The organism is Frankia sp. Cppng1_Ct_nod (assembly GCF_920656135.1).
Lineage (GTDB): Bacteria > Actinomycetota > Actinomycetes > Frankiales > Frankiaceae > Protofrankia > Protofrankia meridionalis.
In genome coordinates, this window is the sequence record NZ_CAKKTK010000108.1 from 1 (window position 1) to 11582 (window position 11582).

The 11582-nt window shown below is 68.6% G+C and carries 13 protein-coding genes; 5 read left to right on the forward strand and 8 right to left on the reverse strand.

The window, feature by feature from the left end; all coding sequences use genetic code 11:
• Positions 1-715 (reverse strand): deoxyribose-phosphate aldolase (gene deoC, locus NBW77_RS20555; RefSeq protein ID WP_250280176.1); only part of this gene is annotated, 715 nt, incomplete at its 3' end.
• 65 nt (positions 716-780) lie between these two features.
• Between deoC and upp the strand changes: the two genes are divergently transcribed.
• Positions 781-1404, forward strand: coding sequence for a uracil phosphoribosyltransferase (upp, locus tag NBW77_RS20560; protein ID WP_131745585.1), 624 nt, complete (start codon positions 781-783; stop codon positions 1402-1404).
• Between the two features lie 71 nt (positions 1405-1475).
• Here the strand turns inward: upp and NBW77_RS20565 are convergent, their stop codons facing one another.
• From NBW77_RS20565 to NBW77_RS20575, 3 genes are all read right to left on the reverse strand, one after another.
• On the reverse strand, positions 1476-3266 hold the full coding sequence (locus NBW77_RS20565) for a phospho-sugar mutase (protein ID WP_207386849.1): 1791 nt from the start codon (positions 3264-3266) through the stop codon (positions 1476-1478).
• Between the two features lie 43 nt (positions 3267-3309).
• A complete protein-coding gene (locus NBW77_RS20570; protein ID WP_250280177.1) occupies positions 3310-4119 on the reverse strand; it encodes a purine-nucleoside phosphorylase in 810 nt (269 codons plus the stop codon).
• A 70-nt stretch (positions 4120-4189) separates the two neighbouring features.
• The gene (locus NBW77_RS20575) at positions 4190-4810 is read right to left on the reverse strand and encodes a hypothetical protein (protein ID WP_131745587.1); all 621 of its coding nucleotides are present in this window, start codon (positions 4808-4810) and stop codon (positions 4190-4192) included.
• On the opposite strand from NBW77_RS20575, the gene NBW77_RS20580 reads away from it, so the two are divergent.
• Positions 4790-5353: a nuclear transport factor 2 family protein gene (locus NBW77_RS20580; RefSeq protein WP_207386851.1), complete on the forward strand. Its 564-nt coding sequence runs from the start codon at positions 4790-4792 to the stop codon at positions 5351-5353. The two genes, NBW77_RS20575 and NBW77_RS20580, sit on opposite strands and share 21 nt — an antisense overlap.
• A 331-nt stretch (positions 5354-5684) precedes the next feature.
• Here the strand turns inward: NBW77_RS20580 and NBW77_RS20585 are convergent, their stop codons facing one another.
• The 3 genes from NBW77_RS20585 to NBW77_RS20595 all read right to left on the reverse strand — a co-directional run bounded on the left by NBW77_RS20585 (position 5685) and on the right by NBW77_RS20595 (position 7657).
• A complete protein-coding gene (locus NBW77_RS20585; RefSeq protein ID WP_250280178.1) occupies positions 5685-6590 on the reverse strand; it encodes an MHYT domain-containing protein in 906 nt (301 codons plus the stop codon).
• 224 nt (positions 6591-6814) lie between these two features.
• Positions 6815-7189, reverse strand: a complete 375-nt coding sequence (locus tag NBW77_RS20590) for a hypothetical protein (RefSeq protein WP_131745588.1) — start codon at positions 7187-7189, stop codon at positions 6815-6817.
• Between the two features lie 144 nt (positions 7190-7333).
• Entirely contained in the window at positions 7334-7657 is a 324-nt protein-coding gene (locus NBW77_RS20595) for a PadR family transcriptional regulator (protein WP_131745589.1), read from the reverse strand.
• 363 nt (positions 7658-8020) lie between these two features.
• Between NBW77_RS20595 and NBW77_RS20600 the strand changes: the two genes are divergently transcribed.
• Entirely contained in the window at positions 8021-8464 is a 444-nt protein-coding gene (locus NBW77_RS20600) for a VOC family protein (RefSeq protein ID WP_131745590.1), read from the forward strand.
• Between the two features lie 199 nt (positions 8465-8663).
• Here NBW77_RS20600 and NBW77_RS20605 read toward each other — a convergent pair whose 3' ends face one another.
• Positions 8664-9242: a pentapeptide repeat-containing protein gene (locus tag NBW77_RS20605; protein ID WP_250280179.1), complete on the reverse strand. Its 579-nt coding sequence runs from the start codon at positions 9240-9242 to the stop codon at positions 8664-8666.
• An 835-nt stretch (positions 9243-10077) separates the two neighbouring features.
• Here NBW77_RS20605 and NBW77_RS20610 point away from each other — a divergent pair.
• Together NBW77_RS20610 and NBW77_RS20615 are read left to right on the forward strand one after the other, a co-directional pair.
• Positions 10078-10674, forward strand: coding sequence for an RNA polymerase sigma factor (locus NBW77_RS20610; RefSeq protein WP_242605611.1), 597 nt, complete (start codon positions 10078-10080; stop codon positions 10672-10674).
• A 51-nt stretch (positions 10675-10725) separates the two neighbouring features.
• The coding region (locus NBW77_RS20615; RefSeq protein WP_131745592.1) for a hypothetical protein at positions 10726-11582 on the forward strand (857 nt) is incomplete at its 3' end.

Genomic DNA, 11582 nt, shown 5'->3' on the forward strand with positions numbered 1-11582 from the left:
CGCCGGCCTCGATGAACGCCAGGGCCTGCTCGGCGGTGCGGATGCCTCCGCTGGCCTTGATGCCGAGGCGGCCGCCGACCGCCGCCGCCATTGCTCGCACGGCCCGCAGGCTCGCCCCGCCCGCCGGGTGGAACCCGGTCGACGTCTTCACGAACTCGGCACCGGCCGCCTCCGCGGCCCGGCAGGCCGCCGTGATACTCGCGTCCGGGAGCAGCGCGCTCTCAATGATCACCTTGAGGATCACGTGGGATGGGACCGACAGGCGAATCGAGGCGATCTCCGTCTCGATCGACCGCCAGTTCTCCTCCATCGCGCAGGCCGGATCGATCACCAGATCGATCTCGTCCGCGCCGTCGGCGACCGCTCGGCGAGCCTCCTCGGCCTTGACCACCGTCAGATGGGTGCCATGCGGAAATCCGATCACCGAGGCCACCGCGAACGCCGGATCGTCCGACTGGTCGCGGGTGCCGTCCAGACCGCCCCGACGGGTTGCGGCGGCGGCCAGGTAGACATGGGTGGGTGCGACGCATACCGCGGCGACCCCGAGTTCGGTGGCCTCGGTGCACAACGCGAGAATCTCCTCACCGGTGGCCTCGGGACGCAGCAACGTATGGTCGATCATCCGGGCCAGCTCGGCCCGGCGCGGCGGCGCAGAGCCCGAGCCGCTCCCACCCGACCCGGTGGGACGGCCCTCTCCATCGGGGATGGTTGTCATACACCCCATCATTGCTGGTGGGAGCTTCAGCCGGCTCGTCCCGCTCACCTGAGGAGAAACAAACCGTGCAGGTCGACATCGTTGAGCATCCCCTGGTGGCCGCACGGCTGACCGCACTGCGCGACGAGCGCACCGAACCGCCGGCGTTCCGTACGGCGCTGCGAGAACTGTCCACGATGCTGATCTACGAGGCCACCCGGGATCTGGCGACCGTCCGATACCCGGTCGCCACCCCGCTGGCACTGACCGGTGGCAGCAGGCTGGCCACGGCACCGATCGTCATACCCGTGCTGCGGGCGGGCCTCGGGATGCTGGAGGCCGCGCTCGGCCTGCTGCCGGAGGCACGGACCGGGTTCGTCGGCCTCGCCCGTGACGAGAAGACCTTCGAACCGCACGTCTACCTGGAATCGCTACCCGCCGATCTGGCCGGCTTCCCGGTGCTGCTCCTCGACCCGATGCTCGCGACGGGCGGGTCGGCGTTGCACTGCCTGAAGCTGCTGGCCGACCATGGGGCCACCGCAATGGTCCTGGTCTGCGTGCTCGCCGCGCCCGAGGGAATCGCCGCGCTGGACTCCAGCGGCTTCGACGTGCGGGTGGTCACCGCCAGTATCGACGAGCGGCTGAACGACACGGCCTTCATCGTCCCGGGCCTCGGGGATGCCGGCGACCGTCAGTTCGGCGCCGTCTGACCAGGCCCGCTGTCTGCCCGGCTTTCCGCAAGGTTTCCGGTAGTTGGACGAGAGTCGACAACCGGATGGGGTCAGCGGGTGAGGATCGTCCGGACGGCGGCGTGGAGGGTGGCCCGGCGGGCGTCCGCTTCGCGGCGGGCTGTGTCAATCTCTGCGGCGTCCGCGTCGGAGGCGACCGGGACGATTACTTCCAGGTAGGCCTTGATTTTCGGTTCGGTGCCGCTGGGGCGGACGACCACCCGCCCGCCATCCGTGAGGTGGTAAACAATCACGTCGGCCGGGGGTGGTTCGGCAGCTCTGCTGTTGCCGATGGCGGGGGCGGCAGACCTGGTGGCCGGATCGGCGGCGAGATCGCGGATGTCGACGACCGCGGCTTCGCCGACACGGGTCGGGGGCTCGGCTCGCAGTGCCTCCATGATTGCGGAGATCTGCCCGGTATCGGTGACGCGGACCGACACCTGGGACGTGGCGTGCAGGCCATACCGGCGGACGAGGTCGTCGAGCCGGTCGAGCAGCGTCCGGCCGTGGGCCTTCTCCGCTGCGGCGATCCTGGCGACGGCCAGGGCCGCGGTGATCCCGTCCTTGTCGCGGACGAGGCCCGGCGCCACCGCGAAGCCGAGCGCCTCCTCGTAGCCGAAGACGAGGCCGGCATGCGCACGCATGATCCATTTGAAGCCGGTGAGGGTTTCGGAGAACGCCACGCCGTACGAGGCCGCGAGTGTGGCCAGGGCCCGGGAGCTCACAATCGTCGTCGCGACCGGGCCGGGGCGGGCGCGCAGGACATGGTCGGCGAGGAGCAGCCCGACCTCGTCACCGGTGAGAATCCGGTCTCCCACCGCGACCGCGCAGCGGTCCGCGTCCGGGTCGTTGGCGAGGGCGACATCGGCACCGATCTCCCGGCCGAGCGCGAGCACCCGGTCCATCACCCCGGGCTCCTCGGGGTTCGGGAACGCGGTGGTCGGGAAGTCCGGGTCGGGCTGTGCCTGCTCGGGGACCATGAACGGTGCGGCGAGACCCGCGCGGGTGAACACCGCATACAGGGTGTTCGCGCCCACGCCGTGCAGGGGCGTGTACGCCACCCGGAGGTCGGCGAGGACGCCCGTGTCGCCCGTGTCGCCCGTGTCGCCCGTGTCGCCCGTGTCGCCCGTGGGCGCCAGCGCCGCCGCCGCTTCGATGTAGCCGGATCGGACCTCGTCACCTAGCCGCATCCAGCCGTCACCCAGAGAAATGGACGCGGCAGGTCCGATCGCGTCGATCATCGCCTCGATCTCCGTGTCCACCGGAGCGATGATCTGCGCGCCGTTCGCCGGGTCCCCGTCCGCCGCGCCCAGGTAGACCTTGTACCCGTTGTCGGCCGCGGGATTGTGGCTGGCGGTGACCATGATCCCGGCATCGGCGCCGAGATGGCGGACAGCGAACGCGAGCACCGGTGTGGGCACCGGCCCCGGTAGCAGAGCGGCCCGCAACCCGGCCCCGGCCAGCACCCGGACGCTGTCGAGCGCGAATCGTTCGCTGCCACGGCGAGCGTCCGCGCCCACGACCACCAGCGGCGCCGGCCCGGCGGAGTCCGGGTCCGCCGGGTCCGCCGGGTCCGTCCGGCCCGCTCGCTGTGCGAGAAGCCAGGCCGCGAGACCTGCCGCCGCCCGCCGAACGACCGCGGTGTTCATCCCGGCAGGGCCGGCGCGAAGCGGCCCTCGCAACCCGGCCGTGCCGAACCGCAGGGCACCGGAGAACCTGGCGCGCAGGGCTGGCAGGTCGCCGGCATCGAGCAGGGCGGCCAGTTCGGCACGGTCGGCGGGTTCGGGGTCGCCCGCGATCCACTGCCGGACCTGGACGAGGAGAGCCGGATCCGGGTCAGTCACGGTGGATCCGGCAGTCGGCTCGATTGCTCACGGTCCCGAGCGCTCAGAGCCTCGTGACGACTGCGGCGAGCAGCGCGCCCATGCGTCCGGCCGCGGCGGCGCCCGCCTTCAGCACCTCGATGTGGCTGAGGGGTTCGCCGGTCATCCCGGCCGCGAGGTTCGTCACCAGTGACAGCGCCAGGACCTCGGCGCCCTCGGCCCGTGCGGTGATCGTCTCGTGGACGGTCGACATGCCGACCAGGTCCGCGCCGAGCATCCGCAGCATCCGGATCTCGGCCGGGGTTTCGAAGTGTGGTCCGGGCAGTGCGGCGTACACACCTTCGGTGAGCGTCGGATCCACGGTTCGTGCCAGTTCGCGCAGTCGCGGGGAATAGGCGTCGGTGAGGTCGACGAACCGCGGGCCGACCAGCGGGCTGCGACCGGTGAGGTTCAGATGGTCGGCGACGAGTACGGGCTGGCCGACGGTGTGGTCCTCCCGCAGCCCGCCCGCGGCGTTGGTGAGTACGACCGTGGACGCGCCCGCGGCGCATGCCGTCCGGACGCCATGGGCGACCACGGACGGGTGATGGCCCTCGTAGGCGTGGACCCGGCCGAGGAAGAGCAGCAGGTGACGTCCGCCGAGGGTGACCGAACGCACCCGTCCGGCATGGCCCGGGGCACTAGCCGGGGGGAAACCGCCGAGTTCGGTGGTGGCGACCTCCGCGGTCACGGTTCCGGCCGCGGCGAGCACATCCGCCGCGGGCAGCCACCCGGACCCGAGCACCACGGCGACGTCGTGACGCTCGACGCCGGTGATCCGGGCAAGGCACGCCGCCGACGCGGAGGCGTCCGGTACCTGCAGGGTGGGCCGCATGCGACGACTGTAACTTCCCGGGGTCGGGGTCCCGCGACAACCGGGTCGATCCGCTCCGGTCGCCTTTGGCCTAGTACGGCAGTCGTAGTTCTGTGATCAGTTGGGTTCGTGGTCCCGTCGTCGGTAGTGGCACGCCTTGGCGTGGGCTTGGTGACGGCGTCGCCAGTTCGACCAGTGCAGGGCGTGGGCGGCGGACGAGCAGCCAGTGCCGGCCCGGAAGGTCCTTGTCTTCGGTATCGAGCAGCGCCCAGTCGTAGTACCTCTCGCCTTTGGAGCTCGCTCCCGCCGACAGGCGCTGCCAGGACGGGGCGGGCAGCCGGACGGCGAGCTCGACGGCCTTGCGCACCCCGATCCCGGTGGTGACCCGGTGGTCGCAGGCCACGGCCAGGACGTAGCCGACGCCCCGACGAGCGAGTTCGGCGCGGAGTTTCGGGTCGTTTCCGTAGACCTCGTCGCCGGCGACCCAGCCGGCCGGGGTTCCGGCGTCCAGACGATTACCTGAGTCCGAAACGCCCGCCGCCCGCCGCCCGCCGCCCGCCGTCCGACCGGAGACGGTGACCTGGTCGGACGGCGACACCGACAGACAGCCCTGTCGGTAGCACGCCGAGGTCGACAGCAGTCCGACGATCCGGATTGCATCGGATGAAGCACCCCACCAGGAGGGCCGGGCATGACCGACACCCGTCGTCACGGACCGCGACGTATCCCACCGCCGGCGGGCATGACCGACGTCGAGCGCATGCTGGCGCACCAGGAGATCGGGCAGCTTGCCGCCCGCTACGCCCTCGCGGTCGGCTCCTGTGACACCGAGGCGCTGGTCGAGTTGTTCGTTCCGGACGTCAAGGTAGGAAGGGGTGTCCGGGGCCGGGACGCGCTGCGTGCATCCTTCGACCTGCACCTGAGGGTCGCACCCGTCGCGATCCTCACGGTCGGCCAGCACGTCATCAACCTGCTCGACCCGGAGCACGCCGCGGGAACGATCTACTGCATCGCCGAACTGGGGGACGAGCGGAGCTGGCTACGCCAGGCCATCGCCTACGAGGACGACTACGAGCGGCGGGGCGGCGAATGGTATTTCACGCGTCGTAACCACCAGCTCTTCTACGGTCTGCACCTCGACGAGCGGCCGCTCCTGCAGGAACCCGCGAGCTGGCCGGCGAGCGCCACCGGTCGCGGCGACATTCCGCAGGCGTGGCCCACCTGGCAGGACTACTGGCACAAGCCAGCGGACTGACGCAGCCGCGACAGGGACGGAAAGGAGCGCGATGGACGAAGCTCGAACCCCGGCCACGGTCTCCGACCGCCGGATGGCCGTACTGCCGATCCTCGGCCCCGGCCCGCTTGTCCGATCACCGGCTGGCCGTGCCGTTCACCGACGCCCCTTCGCGCGACGCGAGTCCGCTCCCACCGGGTCGGCCGCCACGTCGAACTCCTCTCTCCGTCAAGTTGCCCTCTAAAGTTCCTGGTATTGGGCCGGGGCCGCACGGTGTGTCGGCGGCGATCCCCGCTGTCCGCGGTGTTGCCGAAACGGGGCAGGCCCGCGGGATGGTCTTCCGTGGAAGGGATTATCCGATGGTCTGGAAGTCCTGGCCAGGGCCTATCGACGTGCTTTCGGGCATGGGTGGACTGGCGCTGTCCGGCTGGGTGCCGGGTCGGTGCTGCCCGGGTTTTGGGGTGATCGGTGGGACGGTGACCTCCGGGTTGGTTACTTCACCGAGAGCAGCACAGATGATGAATATCATGATGATGGATGAGGTGAAGGTAGTCAGGATGCCGAGCGAGAAGGGACCGACGCCGACCGCGGGACCCAGTGCCGGGTCGGGTGTGACCTGGGTCGCGGCCATTGCCGTGTAGTGCATGCCGCATACTGCCAGCGCCATCACCCCGGATGCCCCCAGGACGCGTTGCGTGCCGCCCACGTGGAAGGCGATCGAGAATGCCGCGGTCGCCGCGACCACGGCGATGAGGACGGACAGCGCCACCAGCGGCGGCCGGTAGCTGATCGTACCGGCCGTGCGCATCGCGGCCATACCGGTGTAATGCATCGCCGTGATCGCAAAACCGGCCAACACTCCGCCACCTATCAGCCGCGTGGTATTGGCGGGATTGTTTGCGACGATACCGAGACCGATGCCGGCACCAACGATGGAGATACCCAGGGAGAGGGCTGTCGCGGGTAGGGCGAAGGTGATGCCCGGTTCGATGTGGTAGGCGAGCATCCCGACGAAGTGCATGGACCAGATCGCGCCGCCGCCGAGCGCCACCGCAGTGACGGTCACCCACCACAGCCGCCTGCTGCCGCGTGTCGCGCGGATGCGTGCCGCGCTCGCCAGCGCCGCGAACGAGCCGAGCGCGGCGAGTACATAGGACAAACCCACAAATCCCAGGTGATAGGAGGCCTGAAAATGTGTGTGGACGGCCGGTAGGTTCTCTGCTGCACTGCGGCCGAGCGCGCGGACGGTAGTAGTCATGGCGGGGATCCTTGGGCGCGACGATATTGTCACTGCCCATTCCATCACCAGGCGTGGCTTTTGGTAGCCGTTCTGTGGCTATCCTTGGCGTCTCGTACCACTACCCGACCACAGGCAGACCCGCGAGGAGAGTTTGCCTTTCTCGGCACCGCGCACTCCGGGGCAGCGTGACCGCGGGCTACCGGTCCGGGGACTGGTCGTGCGAGGACGATTTGGTGCGGTTGTTAGGAACGGTGGAGACGTCGGATACCGACCGTGGCCCGGAGCAGTCCTGCCGCGCACAGAAATCGGCGTAGCCCACACAGCGGTCCGGTGATGTCGGCGAGGGTCGCCTTCCACTCCTCACCGTAGCGGATCTGATCCTCTTCGTGTCTCAGTAGGGCGGCGGCTACCCCGAGCAGCCCGTCAGGCTCGCCGCCGATGAGGAGGGCGATGTTGACGCCGAGGATGCCCGCGACACCGAGGATGCCCGCGACACCGAAAATGCCTACGGTGCCGATGACGATCAGAGTGCCGATGACGATCAGGGCGCCGACGGTGCCGATCATATTGATGTGTGTGGTGTCGGGTGACTGTGCCGGGGTGGGACGAGTGGTCATCGGATGTCTTTCCGGGAGGCGGTGACGACCGGGGACGAAACGGACCAGGATGGCGGACGGGGTGACCAGCCCCTCGGCTTGGCGGCAGCAGCGATAATCCGACCGCGGCGACGCCGAGGAAGAACACCACGGCGGTGGTACTTATCAGACGATCCCGGGGGCGGGTTGCCAGCCAAACCCGCGACGGGCCGGACGGCGTTCAGCCAGCAGGCTGCGGGCGCTTGCCATACCTTCGGGGGAGAGCCGGTAGAACCGGCGCCGTGGCCCGCTGGCCGACTGCTCGGTGGTCTCCCAGTAGCTGGTGGCCCACTGCAGCTGCTCCAGGCGGGCCAAGATCGGGAAAACGCTGCCGGTCGGCCGCCCAACCATTTTCGTGATCTTCAGTCCGTACAGTTTCCCGTCATCATGATCGAGTAGTGCCTCGAGGACGTCGAGGGTTGCTGCGGTGACTCTCGGAAGATCGGCCATGCTCCCCATATTGGCTGTATAGAGATACGGGGGGCAATGGGCGCTGTCCGACGGTTTGCCCAAGGCGCTGACGCTCCCGGGTCTGTGTGTGAATGACCAGAGGGAGCTGACACCAACGCGGGTCGCGGCCACTGCGGACGACATGGCGGGTTCACACCGGCGAGTCAGCACCCACGCGAGTGGTGTGAGCATGCCGCGGAGAACGGCGAGTGTGATGCGGCACGCCCAGTCCCCCTGCGGATAGCGGGGATTCTGTCGCGGGCATGAGTCGCGGTGGTCGTTGGCCCAGCGTGCCCTGTCATTGACAACCGCTCCTGACCCCCTCCATGCTCGGCACGAAAGCTATATGTGTAGAGGAGGGGCATGGTGTTTCGGGTCGAGTCGATGTTGAACGTCTCCGATGTGGAGATCGAGCGTCCGTCGGTCCGCCGGTCCGCCGTGGTGGGGACGCGGAACCATCCTGGTCCCGATGTGGAGTCCTCCGACGAGGTGACCGCGTGGTTTGCGGCCGAGGATCTGGCGACGGCCACCGAGGAAGGCAGCGCCTGCTGCTGGACGACGCAGGACAAGGTGGGGATCTATGACCCAGACGGGGCGCCGCGGGAGATCTACCCGATCCTCACCGATCGTGAACAGGTGCTATCCGCCGAGCTACGGACGGTCGACCCTGACGTCGCAGACAGCCGGCCACCGCAGCTCCCCGGCCTGGCCCCTGTCAGGTGGCTACGTCGCCCGACCCTCGACGATGCCGTGCTCTCTCTACTCGCCATCCTGCAGCACAGGGGCTGTTCCCCGTCCACCGGATAAACCCACGGGAACAACTGACCCGCACGGCGACGGCGGGGCTTTCGTACTCTCAGCGGCGGCGGGGCCCGCCAGGGCCCGAGCCGGTCGTGCAGGGTGCGGCAGGCACATCGCGTCCCGCCGTGCAGTCCGCCCTCGCCGCGGCGGAGGGGGAAAACACGGCCGCTGGACGACAACGTGGGTTGTCCGACTCGGGAATGAGCTAGCAGATGAGGGTGGATTGCTTGTCCCGTTCCCCGAAACCTTCCCGGACCTGGAACATCCCTTGGGCGACCTCGTCCGAGGCATCCCACATCCGCCGCGCCCAGTCGCCGTCAGGCCAGCGGGTCGTTACCGACCAGAACACGCCGGTCAGGTTCGCTCCGCCCAGCCAGGCGCCGGTGAGGTTCGCTCCGCCCAGCCAGGCGCCGGTGAGGTTCGCCCCGATGAGCCAGGCGTCGGTGAGATTTGCTTCCTCCAGCTGGGCGCCGATGTAGTTGAGGGTGGGAATGGTGGTCTCCCGGATGTTCTGGCCGTCGGCGGTTCCGAGGGAGATCGTTGCAGCGATGGTGCCGGGAGTACGGACCTGGAGCTGATGGGCAGCGTCGGCGCCCAGCGAGGAACGTCCGAACAGGTGCCGCGTCGTCTCCGACGGTCCGTCACCGGGCATCGTGCTTACCTCCATGGATGGTGTGCCGGTGGCGGTCGTGGTACTCGCACGCGGCGAACGGTCTCGATCATGTTGCCAGGTGCGGTAGGTGTCCCCGAATACCGGCAGCCAGCCCGCGACGAAGGAGGTCATCAGGCTCGCCCCACCAACGGCCAACATTGCCTGACCCGGCTCTAGGTCGGAACTCCTTCTGTCACGCCGTAGCTGGCTCGACCCCGGCATGGGGGTGTGTCCGCCTGGTTTCGTCTGATGGCAGGTTCCTCCGCCCGATAGAAGGTGACCGATGAAGGCCAGGACAGGACGAACTGGCGCTGGGCCCCTGCACCGATCGGGGGGAGTCGGTCGGTACAGGGGCAGCCTGTGCCCGTATCTCCTTCAGCGTCGACGCCCTCGCCGGTGTTACACGTGCGTCGTGGATGCTGGCGGCAGTGCGAAACAAACGCTCATGGCGGAAAATGATCTGTCACCACAAGTGATCGCAGGTGGAACCGTGCGGAGTTGATACCCTCGCAGGCGAACACGCGACGGTCTGGATATGCGACCCTGTCGCCCCAGTAGCGAATGCCGTGTTAGCCAGCGCCGGCCCATCATGTCCGGCCGCGTTCCATGCGACTGTGCTGGTCCGCTTGCCAGCCACGACCCGCACGTGTGACTTCGTGACGTTGTGAACCTCGGGATTCGGCAACGCGCGGATCCGCTCGGACGTGTAGCCGGACCGGGGTTCGATCAGTCGCGAGCCGCGGGTCCGGCTCAGGCCTTGAAGTGACACTGACCAACCACAGTGGCAGACCCCACGCTGACCTCCCCTCGGGTGTGCTGCATCATCTGGCCGGTGGATCGCAGCGCGGAGATGAGCGGTGGAGACGCCACCACCGCTGGTGTTGGCGTTCCGCGGCGATCGTTCGCAGACACAGCGTCAGCATCGCAGGGCAGCGACGATGTACCCGTCGCAGTTGAGAAGTCACGGGTGGCCGAGGTGGACCTCTCGTTCGAGGTGGCCGAGGCGCAGCGTGGCGACGAGGATGCGTTCAGGGTGATCTACCGGGCGGTTCAGCCGGGGCTGCTGCGCTACCTGCGGGCGTTTGTCGGTGACGACGCTGAGGATGTGGCGTCCGAGGCGTGGTTGCAGATAGCCCGGGATCTACCCGCGTTTCGTGGAGATTCCAGTGGGTTCCGCGGCTGGGCAGTAACGATCGCACGTCACCGCGCCTTGGACCATGTACGCCGGGAGCGGCGTCGTCCTCGACTCGATCTGCCGATCGAGCAGTTGGCCGAGCTGGCGTCCGGCGACGATACCGCTGGACGTGCGCTGGAGACGGTGTCTACCGAGGCTGCGATACGACTGATCGCGGGTCTCCCGCATGACCAGGCCGAAGCGGTGCTTCTGCGGGTGGTCGTAGGTCTGGATGCGCAGACTGCCGGGCGCGTGCTGGGCAAGCGTGCTGGCGCTGTCCGTACCGCTGCGTATCGCGGACTGCGCCGGCTCGCGCAACAACTCGGTCAGGATGGAAGCACGCCGGCGGACGAAGTTGGTCAGCGTGCCACCATGCGACGAGAGTCATAATTTCCAGCCGGGTGTGACATCAGCAGGGGCTTTGACGCTGAAGGACGTGAGATGAGCACACACCGATCCCTTCGGATCGGCAAGGGCGACGCGGAGCGGATGCTTCGCGGCGGCCCGGTCGATGCGAAGGCCGGTCCGGATCCTCTTGCTGACCTGCTTGCTGCCGCGGCCGCTCCGGCCCGTGCCGGCGAGCTCGCCGGTGAGGAAGCGGCTATGGCCGCGTTCCGGGAGGCGCGTCTCGTTCCCGTCGCCCAGACCCGGAGAGACTCAATGATCAAAATTGGCCTTGCGAAGCTCGTCACGGTAAAGGTTGCCGCTGTGGCGGTCGCTGCTACGACTGTCGGTGGCGTTGCTGTCGCGGCCAGCACAGGCGTCTTGCCCTCGCCAGGGGCAAGCGACTCCTCCGTGCAGCTGACGACCTCGGCTTCGGCTCATGCGACCGCTCCGTCCGTCCACAGTCCAAACGCCCGCGCCTCTGTCTCGGCGTCGTTGGTCGGACTGTGCCACGCCTATACAGCGGGTGCGGGGGACAACCCTGGCAAAGCCCTCGATGCCCCATCCTTCACCGTGTTGATTACCGCTGCGGGAGGCAAAGACAAGGTCACGGCCTACTGCACAGCGGTACTCAACGCCGACCTCGCCGCGGCGGATAGCGCCCACCCCACGGGCACGCCAACAACGGAACCCCACGGCGAGTCGGCCAACCACGCCAGGGGGACTGCAACCGGGGATGTCGGTAACGACACCACGGGTGCTGATGGCCAGGTCGGGGTCGGCAGCTCTGTGGATGCCACGGTGGCGCCGGGAACACAGGTCGGTGCCACCGTGGCACCCAAAGCGGGCCTTGAGGCCACCGCGGCGCCCGGCGCCCACCTCGGAGCTACCGGCAAGGTGACGGAAACCGGTCA